At 47.1% G+C, this 17,178-nt stretch carries 13 protein-coding genes; 7 read left to right on the top strand and 6 right to left on the bottom strand.

All coding sequences use genetic code 11. The annotated features are described in order from the left end of the window. Positions 1-24 precede the first annotated feature (24 nt). The 5 genes from H6F91_RS26605 to H6F91_RS26580 all read left to right on the top strand — a co-directional run bounded on the left by H6F91_RS26605 (position 25) and on the right by H6F91_RS26580 (position 7,651). A complete protein-coding gene (locus tag H6F91_RS26605; protein WP_190774158.1) occupies positions 25-336 on the top strand; it encodes a DUF4242 domain-containing protein in 312 nt (103 codons plus the stop codon). Positions 337-837: 501 nt separating this feature from the next. Continuing rightward, entirely contained in the window at positions 838-1,071 is a 234-nt protein-coding gene (locus H6F91_RS26595) for a helix-turn-helix transcriptional regulator (protein WP_190774159.1), read from the top strand. Positions 1,072-1,084: 13 nt separating this feature from the next. Further along, positions 1,085-6,118: a PAS domain S-box protein gene (locus H6F91_RS26590; protein WP_190774160.1), complete on the top strand. Its 5,034-nt coding sequence runs from the start codon at positions 1,085-1,087 to the stop codon at positions 6,116-6,118. Between the two features lie 406 nt (positions 6,119-6,524). After that, on the top strand, positions 6,525-7,019 hold the full coding sequence (locus H6F91_RS26585) for an anthrone oxygenase family protein (protein WP_190789570.1): 495 nt from the start codon (positions 6,525-6,527) through the stop codon (positions 7,017-7,019). A gap of 422 nt (positions 7,020-7,441) precedes the next feature. After that, a complete protein-coding gene (locus H6F91_RS26580; protein WP_190774162.1) occupies positions 7,442-7,651 on the top strand; it encodes a hypothetical protein in 210 nt (69 codons plus the stop codon). On the opposite strand, the gene H6F91_RS26575 is transcribed toward H6F91_RS26580, so the two are convergent. The 4 genes from H6F91_RS26575 to H6F91_RS26560 form a co-directional block, all read right to left on the bottom strand. Further along, positions 7,620-8,135, bottom strand: a complete 516-nt coding sequence (locus H6F91_RS26575) for a DUF1579 domain-containing protein (RefSeq protein ID WP_190774163.1) — start codon at positions 8,133-8,135, stop codon at positions 7,620-7,622. The two genes, H6F91_RS26580 and H6F91_RS26575, sit on opposite strands and share 32 nt — an antisense overlap. Before the next feature lie 69 nt (positions 8,136-8,204). Next, positions 8,205-8,690 carry a DUF899 family protein gene (locus H6F91_RS26570; protein WP_190774164.1) on the bottom strand — a complete coding sequence of 162 codons (486 nt, stop codon included), beginning with the start codon at positions 8,688-8,690 and terminating at the stop codon, positions 8,205-8,207. Positions 8,691-9,329: 639 nt separating this feature from the next. After that, positions 9,330-9,809: a hypothetical protein gene (locus tag H6F91_RS26565; protein ID WP_190774165.1), complete on the bottom strand. Its 480-nt coding sequence runs from the start codon at positions 9,807-9,809 to the stop codon at positions 9,330-9,332. Positions 9,810-9,867: 58 nt separating this feature from the next. Continuing rightward, entirely contained in the window at positions 9,868-10,128 is a 261-nt protein-coding gene (locus H6F91_RS26560) for a hypothetical protein (protein ID WP_190789569.1), read from the bottom strand. A 1,092-nt stretch (positions 10,129-11,220) separates the two neighbouring features. Between H6F91_RS26560 and H6F91_RS26555 the strand changes: the two genes are divergently transcribed. Then, the gene (locus tag H6F91_RS26555; RefSeq protein WP_190774167.1) at positions 11,221-12,978 is read left to right on the top strand and encodes a hypothetical protein; all 1,758 of its coding nucleotides are present in this window, start codon (positions 11,221-11,223) and stop codon (positions 12,976-12,978) included. 460 nt (positions 12,979-13,438) lie between these two features. Here the strand turns inward: H6F91_RS26555 and H6F91_RS26550 are convergent, their stop codons facing one another. Together H6F91_RS26550 and H6F91_RS26545 are read right to left on the bottom strand one after the other, a co-directional pair. Next, on the bottom strand, positions 13,439-13,690 hold the full coding sequence (locus H6F91_RS26550; RefSeq protein WP_190789568.1) for a hypothetical protein: 252 nt from the start codon (positions 13,688-13,690) through the stop codon (positions 13,439-13,441). Between the two features lie 1,189 nt (positions 13,691-14,879). Further along, on the bottom strand, positions 14,880-15,353 hold the full coding sequence (locus H6F91_RS26545) for a DoxX family protein (RefSeq protein WP_190789567.1): 474 nt from the start codon (positions 15,351-15,353) through the stop codon (positions 14,880-14,882). Positions 15,354-16,159: 806 nt separating this feature from the next. On the opposite strand from H6F91_RS26545, the gene H6F91_RS26540 reads away from it, so the two are divergent. Next, positions 16,160-16,600: a hypothetical protein gene (locus H6F91_RS26540; RefSeq protein WP_190789566.1), complete on the top strand. Its 441-nt coding sequence runs from the start codon at positions 16,160-16,162 to the stop codon at positions 16,598-16,600. Positions 16,601-17,178 lie beyond the last annotated feature (578 nt).

The raw sequence follows: 17,178 nt of genomic DNA, 5'->3' as shown, positions 1-17,178 counted from the left end.
GTAACCAAGAGATAGGAGGTAGAAATGGTAAGAGTTCTGGTTGAAAAAATATTTGATCCGCCGATCACAAAAGAAAAGTGGAATCAGGATGTAAAGATGGCAATTCCCTGCCACAGTAGCCATGATGTCCATTGGATTCGTTCCACAATGTCCCATGATCGAACCAGGGTGATCTGTGAGTTTGAAGCCCCCGATGCAGAGACGGTACGGCGATCGTTTCGCAAAGTGGGCTTACCGTTTGCGCGGGTATGGACAGTGGATGTGCTAGAACCCGTTGTGATCGATGATGCCGGGACAATTGGCACAAAGGGGTGGCTGGTCTGCGATCGTATATAACAGCCTTTATGGGTAATAGGGAGACAAGAAGCTCAAAAGACTTTCCTGCCAAAGCTTTCAGATGTTTCTGCTGAGAGGTGACATGAGCGTTCTGGAAGGATCGGTAAGCTGCCTTGGTTGCTGCCCAATCTTTGCTTGCTTGGTTTATCGGGGCTTCTGGTGCCTCTGATAGGTCTTGTGCCAACTTCTTCAACCGAGTATTTAGGAGGTTTCTGCATAAGAATTTACCCAGAATGTCGGTGCTTTGCCCGCGAAGCGGGCAAAGCACCGACATTCTGGGGGTAATTTCATTACTGGAAATCTCCTTAAGCGTTTATCTCCTAGATTGACATACTCAAACTCTTGTTTACTCCAAGATTTTGTCCCTTGTAGGTCACGTTCTATAGCAACTACTTTAGGAGAGCGAAACGTTATGTAAAACCTTGAGTTTTACACCTTAAGAGAGAAGAACAAGCACTATATCAGGTGTTATAGCTAATTAGAGTGCTCCCAGTATGCTTTATGCCTGCAATCGATCATCCTCAGTTAGCAAATCTCGTGCGAGAAACGCGACAGCGTTTAGAACTCTCTCAAACTAAGTTTGCTGCAAAGTTAGGGGTTTCATTTCAAAGCATCAATCGCTGGGAGAATGGGCGAACAAAGCCCTTACCTATTGCATTGAAGCAGATTGAGCACTTATTGCATCAGATGGGTGAGGCCGGTCAGGATTTGCTTGCCAAATACTTCTCAGAGTGAGGATGGGGAACCGATGACCGATAATCTCCGCCACTCTATTTCTTCAAACAATGGTTCATCTCAAGACATTTCCCAAACGGCCAATTTACCTTTAGAGATCCAGGCGCTACAAATCCTCGATAGCAGCGATGACTGTATCAAGGTGCTGGATTTGGAGGGACGTATCCTGTTCATGAATCGGGGAGGGCAGGCACTGCTCGGTATTCAGGACATCACGCCCTTCCTTAACACCTCCTGGGTAAAATTTTGGCAGGAAGGGGAGCAGCAAGCGGCTAGGGAGGCGATCGCCCGTGCAGGAGCAGGCGAAGTTCGCTCGGTTCAAGGCTATTGTCTAACGTTGAATGGCGAACCCAAATGGTGGGATAACAAAATCAGTCCCATTCGAGGTGCAGATGGGAAAGTTGAACGGCTGTTGTGCATCTCACGCGACATTACTGAGCGCAGACAGATTGAGGACCAACGCAAACAAGCAGAGGAGCAATCGCGGGATTTAGAAGAGCGCTATCAAGCCATTATTAATCAAGCTGTGGCAGGCGTCGCCTGTGCCGATCTCGATGGTAAATTAATACTGGTCAATCAGAAATACTGTAATATCACCGGATACTCAGCTGATGAACTGAGGCAACTCCGAATACATGACATTACCCATCCTGAAGACCTCCCTCGTAATGTCGAACTGTTTCATCGGATGCGGACCGAAGGTACGCCGTTTGAAATTGAGAAGCGTTATATCCGGAAGGATGGCTCGGTTGTCTGGGTCAACAACAGTGTCTCGGTGATCCGCGGTCGCAATGGTAAACCGCAATCGGCGGTCGCGATCGTTCTGGATATTACTGAGCGCAAACAGGCAGAAGCATCCCTGCGGGCATCAGAAGAACAGTTCCGCTTATTCACCGCTGCTAGCTCTGACACAGTATATAAAATGAGCGCGGATTGGCGCGAAATGCGTCTCCTTAATGGCAAGGATTTTCTTGCCAGTACCCAACTTCCAAGTCAGATATGGTTTGAGAAATATATTCCTCTAGAAGAGCAGCCTCGGGTAATGGCGGCGATCGCAGAAGCTATCCGCACCAAGAGCACCTTTGAGCTAGAACACCGCATTATTCAGCTAAATGGAACAATCGGCTGGACGTTTTCGCGTGCAATCCCACTGCTGAACGACCAAAATGAAGTCGTTGAATGGCTGGGAGCGGCGAGCGATGTGACGGCCCGCAAACAGGCAGAGTTGAGTGCTGAATTACTCGCTACAGTAACTCAAAACCTGGCTGAGGCAGCCTGTGTTGAAGACATTATTCAAACAGTTGGCGAACAGTTTAACCACTATCTGCAAGTGTCCAATTGTGCGTTTGTCGAAATTAACGAGCGCGCGAAGGTCGCGACGATTGATTACTGCTGGCATCAGGAAGATGTGCCCAGCTTGGTCGGCATTTATCGTCTACCAGAATTTGTCACAGGAGAATTCCTTCAGACTGCCAAACTTGGGCAAACCATTATTGTTCGAGATGTCGAAACTGACCCCCATATTGGTGACCCAGAGCAGTTTGCAGCCCTCAAAATTGGTTCGTTTATCAACGTTCCTTTGATTCGAGAGGGTGAATGGAAGTTTACGCTTGGTATTTATCATCAAACTCCTTATAACTGGCGCAGCAATGAGATTGATTTGATGCGCGAATTGGCGAATCGGATTTGGACAAAGCTAGAACGGACTCGTGTTGAAACCGCTCTACGAGAATCCGAAGCCAAATATCGATCGCTCTTTGAATCAATAGACGCAGGGTTTTGCCTAATTGAAGTTCTATTTGATGACACCGGAAAAGCATTTGATTACCGCTTTCTAGAAGTCAATTCAGCTTTTGAGAAACAGACTGAACTGGTAGATGTGATTGGAAAAACCATCCGCGAATTAATTCCGGAGATTGAGAACCACCGGTCTGAACTTTACGGCAGAATTGTACTAACAGGAGTCTCAGAGCGGTTTCAAAACGTTGTTCAGGAAGCGGGGCAGTTTTACGATGTTTATGCCTTCCGCATCGGTGAGCCGCAAGAGCGCAAAGTAGCGATACTCTTCAACGACATCAGCGATCGCAAACGCCGTGAAGCAAATCTTGCCTTCCTCGCTGACATCACCGAAGACTTCTCGCGTCTTTCGAGCGCTAATGAGATCATGCAAACGGTTGGGGCAAAGATCGGTGCCTATTTGCAGATTACGACTTGCAACTTTGCGGATGTTGATAAAGCTCACGATCAGGTGACGGCTCATTATGGCTGGAGCAGTTCAGATGTGCCAAGTACAAGAGGCACGTTTCGCATTTCTCAGTACTTAAGCAAAGAGTTTGAGCGGGCAAGCCGGGCTGGAGAGATGGTTGTGATTTGCAATACGCAAATTGACCCACGCACGGATGCAGCAGGCTATGCTGCACTCAACATACATTCATTCGTCACCGTTCCGTTTCATCATAATGACACGTGGACCCATTACATCGCCATCTGTGACTCGAAACCCCGCGACTGGCGTGAAGATGAAATTCAACTGATTGAGGAAATCTCAAACCGAATCTTCCCACGTCTAGAACGTGCTCGTATCGAAGAAGCCCTATGGGCATCAGAAGCTAAATATCGATCGCTTTTTGAGTCGATAGACGAAGGTTTCTGCCTGATCGAAGTTCTGTTTGATGAAACTGGAAAGGCATTTGATTACCGCTTCCTCGAAGTCAATCCAGCCTTTGAGAAACAGACCGGGTTGGTGGACGCGATCGGCAAAACCGTACGCGAATTAGTGCCGCAGCTTGAGGAACACTGGTTTGAGCTTTACGGCAGAATCGCGCTAACAGGAGTGCCAGAGCGATTTGAAAACGCTGCCCAACAACTGGGAAGGTTTTACGATGTTTATGGCTTCCGGATGGGTGAGCCACAAGAGCGCAAGGTGGCGGTTCTCTTTAACGACATTAGCGATCGCAAGCAAACTGAAATCGCATTGCGTGAGAGTGAGGAGCGCTTCCGGCTCATGGGGGATGCTGTTCCTCAAATCGTCTGGATTACGAACTCAGAAGGTCGGGTTGAGTTTTTCAATAAACAATGGAGCAACTATACAGGAGTGCCTTACGAGCCAACGACAGCCGCAGAAATTGCTGCCAACTTCGTTCATCCGGATGATGGTGCCATGACGATGGAGGCATTTAATCAAGCGCGCGAGATGGGTAGCATCTTCACGGTCGAACATCGAATTCGAGCAGCCGATGGAACCTATCGATGGTTTCTCGTGAAAGCCGAGCCTTATCGCCACCCAGAAACGGGTGAGATTATTCGCTGGTTCGGTGCATCCGTCGATATCCACGACCGCAAACAAGCTGAAGCGGCGATCGCCGCCGACCTTAGAGATACTCAACTGCTGCGTGACCTGAGTGCGCGGATGACCACTGAAACCGATATTCAGGTGCTTTATGACAAGATTTTAGCGACAGCGATCGCGCTAACACAGGCGGACGCCGGCTCGTTTCAATTCTTCAATCAAGCAACTCAAGAACTGTTGCTGCTTGCCACTCAAGGTATCAGCCCGAAAGTGGGTGAGAAATTTAATCGGTTGAGCACGCGTTGCCATACATCCTGTGGCATTGCATTAGCAACTGGCGAGCGAGCATTTGTGGATTTTGATGTGCCAGCCAGCGAAGACCCTGACGGTTCGAAGCGATTGCATTTTGAGGCTGGGCTGCTCTCGGCCCAATCCACCCCGCTGATGTCTCGTTCGGGCCAACCCATTGGTATGGTTTCCACCCACTGGCGCACTCGTCACCGACCGAGCGATCGTGAATTACGATTTCTCGATCTGCTCGCGCGGCAAGCGGCGGACTTGATTGAGCAGCGACAAGACGCCGCCCAACGTAAACAGCTTTTAGAACGAGAACAAGCCGCACGGGAGGCAGCCGAACGTGCCAACCGCATCAAAGACGAATTTTTGGCCATCTTATCCCATGAATTGCGATCGCCCCTTAATCCCATTCTCGGCTGGTCTAAATTGCTTCAGAGCCGCAAGCTAGACGAAGCAAAAACAGCCCAAGCTTTAGCAACCATCGAACGGAATGCCAAACTTCAATCAGAACTGATTGAAGACCTGCTGGATGTTTCTCGAATTCTACGCGGCAAACTGAGTCTTAATGTGGCTCGGGTCAATCTTGCCTCCACCATTCGAGCCGCAATGGAAACGGTACGGTTGGCAGCAGAAGCGAAGTCCATCCAAATAGAAGCAAGCCTTGTAGAGGATGCCGATTTGATTTTGGGGGATTCCACTCGATTACAGCAAGTGGTTTGGAATCTTCTCTCCAATGCTGTGAAGTTCACCTCCCCAGGAGGACAGGTCAGTATTCGATTAGACCGTCTTGATTCATCTGCTCAAATCATCGTTAGTGATACGGGACAGGGGATTGCCCCTAGCTTTTTACCCTATGTGTTTGACTACTTCCGTCAAGAAGATGGGACGACAACCCGAAAGTTCGGTGGATTAGGGTTAGGTTTGGCGATTGTGCGTCATTTGGTTGAATTGCATGGAGGAACGGTGAGTGTTGAAAGCCCTGGTGAAGGGCAAGGAGCAACCTTTACCGTCCGGCTTCCTCTCCTGTCCCCATCATCGAACACCAACCAGGATGAGCGATCGCCCGACCCATCTCTCGATTTGAGGGGCACTAAAATTCTGGTTGTGGATGATGAATCCGATACCCGAGAATTGGTGGCATTTGTATTAGAGCAACAAGGGGCACAGGTAACAGCCGCTACTTCTGCCCAGGAAGCATTGAGCATTCTGCCTCAAGCGAAACCAGATGTTCTACTCAGTGACATTGGGATGCCGGAGATGGATGGCTATATGTTGATCCAACAGGTGAGAGCGCTTGCCCCCGAACAGGGAGGCCAAATCCCGGCGATCGCCCTCACAGCTTACGCAGGGGACACCAACCGGCAACAGGTTATTGCCGCAGGCTTTCAAAAACATATCTCAAAGCCTATTGAACCGGAAGTGTTGGTACAAGCGATTACAGGTCTGGTTGGGAATAATTAGAACGCGACGAGAAGTCTTGTGAAGTTATCTCTATCTAAATTTGTACCAGCCACGATTGTTTTTGTGAGAGCCGCGCGGAGCGCGGCTCTCACAAAAACAATCGATTTTATGCGCTTGAAAAGCGCTGTATCTGGCAAAAATACCCACTATGGGATGAAAGATGCAGCTTTGAGTGCGTTTAGCTGAATAAATCAAATAGGCTCAAGAATTTGATAGTGGAGCAAGAATTAGATAGCAGGGGGATAAGCATTTTCCTACCCTAAAAATGTCTTGAGAGAATGCATCAGCAAAGGTAGGAAGAAAAATGGCACATCTATGGCACATTGATGCTAGTCCACGTGGAGAATGTTCTCATTCTCGTACGCACTCGAATAAGTCTTGCTCGACAAAATTGGGGGGAATAGTCATGTTTGCACAGCTATATTTTCCGCTAAAACTAACAGCAGCACTTGGATGTGGGTTAATTGCAGGAGTGTTCTTTGCCTTCTCGACCTTTGTCATGCAAGCTTTGGCTCAGCAACCACCCGCTCAGGGAATTGCTACCATGCAATCCATTAACATCACGGTGATTAACCCCTGGTTTATGGCTGCGTTTTTGGGTACGAGTGTTGTTTGTCTAGTTTTAATTGTCTTTTCGCTACTCAATTGGCAACAGCCCATAGCCGTTTATTTGCTCATTGCTGCTTTGCTCTACCTGATCGGTTGTTTTGGGGTGGCAATCGTGTTCAATGTCCCCCTTAATAACGCGTTAGCTGCTGCAAACCCTAACAGTAAAGAAGGCGTAGAGCTTTGGTCTAAATATCTGACGAACTGGATGTTTTGGAACCATATTCGGACGATCGCAGCATTCATAGCCGCCGCCTTATTTACAATGGTGTCCAAAGCTCCACTAAGAATGTAGAGACTGATATAAAACGCTGGGGCAATCATGCCAATATCAAAAAGTATTGACTGCTTGATCCTACAAGCAGAGGGACGGGAAGCCTAGTATACGCCTTAGGTGATGCGCCCGATGTGCGATCGCTGGCAATCAGCTCTTCAGGTGTTCTCTATATGAATGTCCATGTGGGAGGAATTTTACGGTCGCGTGCGGGCAACTGCAGTGTGTCACGAAGCCGAATCCGCAACAATTTTAATGAGCGTATTATTGACATTAGTTCGGACAGTTTTTCTGAAACCCTTGATTTTGCGTGCGCTTCGCGCACGCAAAATCAAGGGTTTCAGAAAAACTGTCCAGAGTATTGATTGAGACCAGGTGGAAGCAAGGCAGCCCTTTATCGTCTTGAGTGTGTCATTCCCCAACACCTAATTGGTACTTCAGAAATGCCAATTAAGCGATTAGGTACGGTGGTGTGGGGCACTTCATGCCCCACACCACCGTTGCTGTTCTTAACGAGCGATCGCATCTTCAACTACAACCAGGTATTCCGAGCCATGTTGGATGCCATGCTTTGGCTCAGCTTTTGTGTAAGGTTTGGTCGTATCAACGGAACGATACGTCCTATTGCTTGCGCCAATAATGGGCGGTCATGAAGTGCTGCCACTGCCCGTCATCCCTCAACATATGGGAAGTTAGAATTCGATGATCGTCACTCTTGAACTCGATCACGTCTTTGTACTTTCCTAGTTTCTCGTCACCCGTCATAGCAGGTCCTTCAGAATTTAGCGTTAGCACGGTTTCATCTGCATTTAACTCCCCATCGTATTGCCAAAGATGCGTCATCATTGATCCAACCCATGTGCCCACATAGCGTTGTTTCTGTGGGTCGTAGCCGAGGGTCATCAGCGTTGTTGCAAGACCACATCCAGGCATCTCACCCTGTCCTTCCGCCAGAATCCAGATTTCCCCAATCGAGCGAACAGTCTCGGTTCCTGTTGATTTTACGGGAGGTTGATCGGGACCCATCATCGCTTCGGTTTCATAAGTCCACTCACCAACGAGCTTCTGCAGCCATTGATGTTCTTTTTGAGGGTGAACAGGCATGGGTGAGCTTTGTTCGATTTGGATGGTTTCCATTTTTTATCTCCTTATGATGAATGATGGAAGATTGCGATCGCATTGATGTTGAGTCAAAAGCACTGCACTCTACCCATACGTTGGATGTTGCGGCCATCCGCTTGGAGAGTCTTCAAAGTCCTCTTGCCGCCCATAGGGGGTCACATCGAGAAGACTGTAGGTATCAGTGAGGGATTCAACGCCACGGGCATAAGTCGAGTAGGTGTAGATCAGTACAAATGTTGTGTCACGCTCATTCAACCTTGAAAGATCACCCAAGGCATTAACGTAGCCTGTACAGCCCATACAACCCTTCTCCCACTCCGGAGCAAACATGAAGTGGTAGATGATGAGTTGGGTCCGTCCTGCAAATAAATCGATCAGTTTGACAGGGCCATTCGATCCTTCAAAGGTATATTCCTTTTCAAGTTTGACCATAGGCAGCCTGCGTCGTTCAGCATTGATGCGATCGCGATGCTTTGTCAACTCTTTCTCATGTTCAAGCAGTGTTTTACGAGCAGTCAGCCACTCATCTCTTCCAACAATACTTGGATGTGCAATTGTTTTCTGAAACATGGTGAATCTCCACGGTGTAATGGTTGAATTCGAACAACAAGCTACGTTGCATCTGCAGTTTTATTGAGGTTTACATCTCTACCTTGTCCTGGGTAGATTGAGCCTGATCAATTGCGCTTGGTCTAGAAGTCCTGAGCGAGTTGGGCAGCTTCCATATAGCAATGCTCCCGCTCGGCGTTGTTCAGAGCGTTTTTGAGGTATAGATCAGTAGTAAATATCTCATTCGGCTGCCTCCTTTGTGGTTAAGTCGAACGGCGATCGCTCAAATCGACATCTCACTGAAAAAAAATCTATTCAGCACGGTCGAGCTTTGCCCCCTTTGTAAGTTAGTCGAACGGGAATTGCCCTAATCGACACATTCCCAAAATTTTTTTATGTTTTTTGTGTCAGATATGGCTTTAACTACAAAACCAGTTCCGTTTGCCGGTCGTGTTTCTGGGACTGCAGTGAGCTGCCAGAACAGCGTTGTCCCTCGCTCAACCATAGATAAGGAGATTTCCAGCAATGAAATTACCCCCCAGGATGTTGGTGTTTTGCCCGCTTCGTGGGCAAAACACCAACATCCTGGGTAAATTCTTATGCAGAAACCTCCTAAGCTCCGAATCCACCGTTGTTCGCGTTTGCCATTGCTATTGCGGGTTAGTTTGAACCCCTACAAATTTCGGGCGGAAAGATTCGCTGAAAGAGCTGAAGTTGCTGGCAGTAGTGAGTAATGCGTCCGTAAGTGATGAATGCAATCAGAACGTAGCTCACGGCTAACAACAGCAGCAAATTTTTCTGATGCTCGGGGTGATTCAGCTTCAACTTGGACAACACTCCCACCAATGCGCCACCCACGGAACCCAGGGGTACGAGAATGATCGCCATCTGCACAATAGTAATTCCTCCATAGGGACCACTTCCCATAATTTCTGGCTTTGAAAAAATGGGCAGTACAGCCACTAGAAGCGTCCCAAAGAAAGCACCAATGATCGCTTTTGCGATGCTTTTTTTGAGGGAGTGGGAGATGATTCCTACGATAAATCCTACGATGGTTCCCACTATGATGGCGACCATTAAGCTAATCACAGTGCCATTCAGCAAAGCGGGCAAGATAATATCAATAAAAAGATTACTCATTTAAAATCTCAATAGTTGTCAAAAATTATAAGCTAGATGATTACTGGCTTCAGACTGTTCAACAGATCTGAGTGATGCTAACGACTCGCTTAAGGCAAGAGCAAGGCCACGAGAGGATGTCAGAAATCAACCGCAAGCCGGTGAGCTGCCAAACGAGACAGGCGATCGCCCCTACATACTGAGGCGATCGCCCTGTCCACTGAGTCTTCCAGTTTTTCGTCTGTCCAACATAGGAGGTTTGTGCACAAGAATTGACCCAAGATGTTGGTGCTTTGCCCGCGAAGCGGGCAAAGCACCAACATCCTATGGGTAATTTCATTACTGGAAATCTCCATACCAAAGGTTGAATCGCTTCGGGGTAATCCGAATGCTGTTGTAGACGCTCTTGAGCCGGAGAATTCTACTCAACCCATTATCAATACAGATACGTTGTACACGTAAGCGACAAGAAATTTCTGCTCCGCATTGATTCGGAGCTATATACCGTGTTGGAGAAGTGGGCAGCCAATGATCTCAGGAGCCTGAATGCTCAGGTTGATTATCTGCATATAGCTATAGAAGCAACCAAAATCACAAGTAAAAATATTTAGAGAGTCAATACCCTCACAGTTGATATTTAGATGATGTTATGGAGTGATTAACTTTTTCATAGTTGAAAGCCTAAACAGATTAGCCATTCAAATGACTTATTCGGTGACAACTTTTATACTAGCTTTCAAACCTGAAACTTTTTGTTTTTCTATTGATACGCAAAATATTTTAATTTAGGACAACATTGCGTTTCTGGAAGAAATTTATCCTGTTGTAAACCAAAGTATGAATAGGATCTATGCAAAATCGAAACTATGAGATTAGTTTACTTGAGCTCGCTTAATGCGAGTCTCATCATCCTTCTTGTTCTTGAAAGGATACTTAGACCTTTGGTGATCTTTTTTAAGGAGCTTCATGCTGTCCTCCGTAGCTGTCCGGAATTTAGCTAAGAAAATTGCGCTCTAAATTACATTTTTTCGGTTACAACTGTCTCTTGTGTTCTTCCGAATAAAGTTCACCCTTTAGGGGAACCAAAGCGTTCTTCTAAACGCGTTCGTTGCTTATCCAGGAGGGCCCATGTCCAACTTCAGTGCTGTATTCGTTGAAGTTTTTCCTCTATCCCTTTAAGTCCTGCATCTCAGGCTAATTCTGAAGCCTTGAGCCTTTGCAACCCATAGGTCAAACCTGACCCATTTATCCTTGGGGCGTGTTCAAAATGCCTCAAGCTTGGCACGGCGTTTTTTAGAAGAACAGTAGCTAGCTCATACTGTTTTGTCGCTTCGGAGCTGTCTCCAGTCCCTTGTCCACTTTTTTCTAGGGTAGGAGTAGCCATCAACGAAGCATTTCAGGTTGTAGCATTTACAATTTTTAGGAGGTTTCCATGGCCACCATTACAAGCATCACGCTGCCTTCCAATGAGACCTACGGGAATCAGGAAATACTAGAATTTACGGTGACATTTGATGAACCCGTCACCATTACCCCAGATGGCGCGGATTCAGTACGTATTCCCGTTACATTAGATGCAGGGGATACTGCTTTTGCGGTTCTCCAGGGAACAGGTGCGTCTTCAACAACGCATACCTTTAGCTATGCCGTTACAGAAGGCAACCTTGACACCACAGGTATCCAATTAGGTACAGCGATTGAACTGGGTGGTAATGCCACGATTGTTGATGCTGCTAGTGCTCCTGCGACGCTCACATTCCCAAGTGTTGGAGATACAACAGGGATTTTGGTGGATGCTGTCGCACCTACCATTACAACTGTCACCCCACCGACAAATGGCACCTATGGTGTTGGGCAAAATCTTGATTTCACCGTCACCTTTGACGAAGCCATTACCCTAACACCGGGTACAGGTTCCATTCGCCTGCCCATCACGTTGGATTCAGGCGAACCTATTTTTGCTGAATTGCAAGGCCCCGGTACAGACCCCAACTCCTACGTGTTCCGCTACACGATTGCTGAAGGAAATGTTGATAGTAATGGTATTGAAGTTGGAACGGCGCTTGAGTTGCAAGGGGATGCTACGGTCGGTGATGCTGCTAACAACAGTGCTGTACTGACCCTTCCAACTGGCGTAGATACGACGGGTGTTTTGGTGGATGCCGTTGCACCGACCATCACGGCGGTCGCATTACCCACGAACGGCACCTATGGGGTTGGACAGAATCTCGACTTTGCGGTCACCTTCAGTGAAGCGGTTACCCTCACCCCCGGTACAGGGTCTATCCGCCTACCCATTACTCTGGATTCGGGCGAACCGCTATTTGCTGAACTGCAAGGCCCTGGCACCGATCCAAACACTTACATCTTCCGGTACACCGTTGCTGAGGGTAATACAGATACCAATGGCATTCAGGTTGGAACCGACTTACAGTTGGAGGGCGATGCCACCATCACCGATGCCGCAAACAATTCTGCAACACTAGCCATTGCTAATGTTGGAGATACAACAGGCATTCTGGTGGATGCGGTTGCACCTGAAGTGACAACGATCGCCCTTCCCAGCGATGGTGTCTATGGTCTAGGCCAGACATTGGAATTCACGCTCACCTTCTCAGAGGCAGTTACAGTAGATACCACCGCAGGAACGCCCAGTTTATCCCTTACAGTTGGGTCAGAGACCGTTGATGCAGCTTACATCTCTGGCAGCGACACTAACGCGTTGGTCTTTGGCTATACCGTAGCGGCAGGTGATGAAGATACGGACGGTATTGAGGTTGGCTCCGCGCTGAACCTGAATGGTGGCACGATTCAGGATACAGCGGGCAATGGTGCTACCCTGGCACTGGCTCCAACCGAAAATACGACAGCTTTGCTGGTGGGAAGCCCCAGTGATGATCCCTTAAATGGAGGAACTGGGGAAGATGGGCTAGTAGGAGGCGTTGAGTCTGATCCCTTACTGGGGGGAGGGACTCAGAGCAGCGTAAGCTACGAGGATTTAGTTGGCTCAGTTAATCCGGCTTCTTTGCTTGATCCATCGCAGGGCTTTACGCCATTGCAACCGCTATCCCCGTCTACCATGCTGAATCCTTCCGACCAACTTGTAACACTGGGGACGTCAACGCCGTTGCAAATTGACGAAAGAGGTTCTGAGGTAGTTCCCTTACTGGTTCCTCTAACAAACTCCTAACCCACTCCAACGGCTCATCCACGATGAGCTGGCTCATGCTTGCATGCGACGAGTGGTAGGGCTGTAGCTTGGATTGAAATATCATTGACAGGACAACTTGATCTTTGTACGGGTTGTCCTGTCTCATTCTGTCTGCACAATACAGGCTTCCGCTCATCAATACTCTGGACAGTTTTTCTGAAACCCTTGATTTTGCGTGCGCGAAGCGCACGCAAAATCAAGGGTTTCAGAAAAACTGTCCGAACTAATGCTCATGAACTGCTTTATAAATACAGCAACGGTGGTGTGGGACACGAAGTACCCCACACCACCGTACTTAATCAACGTTCACAGCGCTATATCACCGGGCGATCGCTTCTTTTTCCTACCAAAATCAACGGCCTGTCAAAACCCTTGTGGTCGGGCATTGTGAGAGTTACGATGCAGACTGGCTCCCTTTAGAAGGTCACTGTCTTACGCTTTAGAGTTGATCTGAGTGTCTGTTGATCTCAAAATCAGGAGGTGAAAATGACCCTGCTGCAATGTAGCTATAACCTAAGTAGCCCATTATGAGAATAAGGGCGATCGCCAACAATTTCTCTAAAATTTCGTAACCTGAAGCAGACCGTACCATTGATTGGGAATTCGGTTTCTTACCTGAATAGATTCGAAGATGCCGGATGTCTTCTACAACAGGCGGGCCTTCTAACTTTTGTCCCTTGAACTCATTCATGCTGGGATACCCATCATCTAAAAAAACAAGATGTTAATGCCTATATATGGCATCCCACCTGATGGAAATAACGGATTGAGAATTGTGCAAAAAAAGATATCTTGTCACCTTTCTAAAAATTCAGGAGCTAATTGGCGACATTTTTTTATTGTCTACGCATCTTAATGAATGAAGCTATCGATGCTGTATTCAGGCTAATCAGCATTAACCGCATCTGTGCTCATTCCTTAGGAAGAGATAGATAAATTTGGTGTGAATGATCTGGATGTGATCTAACACACAAAGTTTATTTGAAGGATTCAAAATAAAATACGTATATGTACTACTTGTTGTTCTGTCTAAATATTTTATTTGTATTTTTTCGTATGGTTTAGTATTGTTAAGTTAGCTAATTAATATGTTCATATTTCTTCGTGGCGATGAGGGAACTTATTTTGGGTTGTTATCGTCCTTTATTTAATGTGTGTTTTTCCAATATCAAAAGTATGCTTCGTTTGGTCGACAGATTAGCTGGAGAGCTATAGCACACAGAAGCTGTAACGCTTGGAAAGCAATGACACAGATATTTTCCTGTCGCTTGCTGGTCGTTGATCAGTATGCCGATACATCAGAGATTCAACCTCTCTAAGTAACCTCAGTTCGGGTTAAGGGCTTTTTCGAGTGCCGCGCTTCGCGCGGCACTCGAAAAAGCCTATCATTGCGTGCGGTCGCGCACGCAATGATGGGCGGTTCGGCTTATCCCGAACTGACGTTAAGTAGCGTACCAAAGTAGGCCTCCTTAAAAGCTGCTACCCAGATGATGGGGCAGAAATTAAACGTCTACCTGGGGCTGTCCAGGCCACTCAGGGATGTCTGATGAATATTGCGGCGCTCGCCATTCTAGACCAAGTTACTCGTCTACCTGAAGGCTATGAGAGCCCTTATAGCTTGGGAAGTACTGCCGGTTGTCCACTGTTTTATTCAAGCGGATCTATAGGCAGTAATGAATGTAGAATGAGCGATCGCCGCAGTTGAAGATTGTTAAATGCACACAACAAAAAGCAAGGTGACGCAAAGCGTCACCTTGCTTTTTGTTGTGTGCATTTAACCTTACTTGTTATAACTGGGCGAAGAGCCCTAAAGCTACAACACATCCAGAAGGCATGGTAGCAGCTACACGAGAAACGGTGGCTCTTCTCCGTCGATTACCTTAGGGAGATGAGGGTTTTCTTAACCAAGCTGCGATCGCCGTATCGAGGGAGAATAAACCACCACCATTAGTCAGGAAGAAGCTAAACCACAGGGCGTAGAGGGAAGCCGTTTCCAACGGAGGAACCTGCCAGCCGTCTTTTTTGAGATGAAAGAATATCGCAATTAGCATGGTAAATAGCAGTACCAGGGCATTTAGCCGAGTGAATAATCCAACTGCCAGCAGAATCGAACTTACAATCTCAGCATAGGCAGCACAATAGGTCAGGAAAACTGGGTAGGGTAAGCCAATAAAACTTACAACCCCGCTCGCAAAACCCTGCACGTCTGCCAATTTGCTAAATCCGTTATGGATCATCAGTAAGCCCACCACCACTCGAAAAATTGTCCAGGCTACCTGGGCAGTGCGGTTTTCGATCGGGGTAGATTGCAGAGTGGCGTTCAGTAATGTTGGTTTCGTTTGAATTGCAGTCATTGCTAGGAATAGTTTCAGTTAGGTTTAATTGATTTTCGCCCATAACTGCCCAACTGATTCTGCTGTCCTGATGTTCTGGGCGATTGTTTACCGGATGGGGTAGTAGAGCAGTAGGTAACGACAGACTCTAACTGCCTGATTAATGCCCTAAACATACGGCTGTCGCTAAGTTCTCATACAAACGGCTAAACCGTCATTGCTTTAGAGAGCGTGTGGCAGGGGTTATAGCTTCTCAGGGGATAAGATCTTGAGTATTTCTACTTTTCGAGAACTGCCCACCCCATACTCGATCGCAATCTAATTCCACAAGGATTTGATGCAGACCCTATCTCTAAATTTAAATATGAAAAAGCCGCCCAGTAAGTAGCAGCGGCTTTATCAGGTGCTAATTTGTACTCATTTTGGCAGAGCTTGCTTGGCTTGGCTATCTGCCAAAAGGGTGAGGTGAAATGTGAGAATTTGTGTAGCGCTCTATCTGAGGGGACTCTTTGGGAGCATCTCAATTCTCTGCTATGCTGTCGTGCTTACTAAGTAGAACATTCACTCCACTGAAAACTCCATATTCAGCTTTTTAGCATCAAGTCTCTTTCGTAAGTTAGATACAAGATCCAGTTCTTATGGAAGAAAGGCTTATGGATAATTGCCGATAGTCTGGAACCTGTTCACGTTTAAACAATCTTTCCAACTCATCCATAAATAATGAGAAGGATTGGTAGGATTCTGCCCTAGAGGTGAGCCAGTAGTCGATTGGTATTCCTTAAGGACCGCTTGAACGTGATCGAACTGTAATGCAAGGAGAAACAGTAATGATTCCACCTGCTTCAAATCGACAGCTATGGTTCCGCGTTGCTCTTGCTGCCCTATTTCCTATATCACTTATCACGGTGGGCTTGCGAGAACCTGCGGCACAAGCTCAGGAACAGTCAGGCGATCGATCGACCACAGCGTCAGATGGGGTTTATCTCTACGGAACCTCTCCTCAACCTAACCAACTGGCACGAGATTACGTTCTGTTTGAGCGTCACAATGACGAAGTAATTGGTGCATTCTATGTGCCACAGTCTGAGTTCACCTGCTTTTCAGGCGATATCGAGGGTAGCCAGTTGGCGGTTGAGGCTGTAGTTCCCGAGGTATCTGAGCCCCGTGAAGTAAAAGCAGAATTAAACAACTTGCATAAAGTTCGCACGATCAGTGCGAACGATCATCGAATGCTAGATATGTGTAGGGAAGCGGCACCTGTCCGCTAGTTCCACTCCTCCCGGGTGGCTGATTTTGCGTGTACAAGGCGCACGCAGAATCAGCTTGAATCTTTGTTAAGGCTTTGGTAGTTGGCTTATACGTTGCGCAAGCCAAAGCAGAAGATGAATAACGCTCAAGTAAAGAGAATCCGTCACAATGATCGCAGGAGAAATGCTATTAGTCATGGAATTTTAGGACATGCAAAAGCCACTGCTACTCATCAAGTGCGTTCAGAATATGATTTAGCGGTTCAATGATTTGTGAGTTCTGTCTTGGGAGGGATGAAGTGGTTCTCCTCGTGATAGAACTTTAACAAATCTAAACAGTGCATTATAAGAGTAAGTTCCCTTTGGTTCTGGATAGAGGCTGTGTTCTTCAGTTATGGAGCATCCCCAACGCCCCCAGCAAGATATCGATCCAAATCAGGCTCTTTTTATCGCTGATAGCCTGGAAGTTCGCGATCGCATTGATGATTATCAAATGTCAAGCGGGTTGAGGTGTCGCGACAGCAGAGTTGACGGGTTAAAGACATAGACCGCAACGACAACATCAGATCGCAACGACAATTTCGGATCGAAATGACAAC

This window comes from Leptolyngbya sp. FACHB-8, assembly GCF_014695575.1.
In the GTDB taxonomy this organism is placed as follows: Bacteria; Cyanobacteriota; Cyanobacteriia; order Elainellales; family Elainellaceae; genus Vacuolonema.
This window is presented reverse-complemented; position numbering and strand designations above follow the sequence as displayed.

Excerpts from the sequence above, each read along its gene's own strand:
- H6F91_RS26605 (WP_190774158.1), top strand. The coding sequence starts at position 25 with ATGGTAAGAGTTCTGGTTGAAAAAATATTTGATCCGCCGATCACAAAA.
- H6F91_RS26595 (WP_190774159.1), top strand. The coding sequence starts at position 838 with ATGCCTGCAATCGATCATCCTCAGTTAGCAAATCTCGTGCGAGAAACG.
- H6F91_RS26590 (WP_190774160.1), top strand. The coding sequence starts at position 1,085 with ATGACCGATAATCTCCGCCACTCTATTTCTTCAAACAATGGTTCATCT.
- H6F91_RS26585 (WP_190789570.1), top strand. The coding sequence starts at position 6,525 with ATGTTTGCACAGCTATATTTTCCGCTAAAACTAACAGCAGCACTTGGA.
- H6F91_RS26580 (WP_190774162.1), top strand. The coding sequence starts at position 7,442 with ATGCCAATTAAGCGATTAGGTACGGTGGTGTGGGGCACTTCATGCCCC.
- H6F91_RS26575 (WP_190774163.1), bottom strand. The coding sequence starts at position 8,135 with ATGGAAACCATCCAAATCGAACAAAGCTCACCCATGCCTGTTCACCCT.
- H6F91_RS26570 (WP_190774164.1), bottom strand. The coding sequence starts at position 8,690 with ATGTTTCAGAAAACAATTGCACATCCAAGTATTGTTGGAAGAGATGAG.
- H6F91_RS26565 (WP_190774165.1), bottom strand. The coding sequence starts at position 9,809 with ATGAGTAATCTTTTTATTGATATTATCTTGCCCGCTTTGCTGAATGGC.
- H6F91_RS26560 (WP_190789569.1), bottom strand. The coding sequence starts at position 10,128 with ATGAAATTACCCATAGGATGTTGGTGCTTTGCCCGCTTCGCGGGCAAA.
- H6F91_RS26555 (WP_190774167.1), top strand. The coding sequence starts at position 11,221 with ATGGCCACCATTACAAGCATCACGCTGCCTTCCAATGAGACCTACGGG.
- H6F91_RS26550 (WP_190789568.1), bottom strand. The coding sequence starts at position 13,690 with ATGAATGAGTTCAAGGGACAAAAGTTAGAAGGCCCGCCTGTTGTAGAA.
- H6F91_RS26545 (WP_190789567.1), bottom strand. The coding sequence starts at position 15,353 with ATGACTGCAATTCAAACGAAACCAACATTACTGAACGCCACTCTGCAA.
- H6F91_RS26540 (WP_190789566.1), top strand. The coding sequence starts at position 16,160 with ATGATTCCACCTGCTTCAAATCGACAGCTATGGTTCCGCGTTGCTCTT.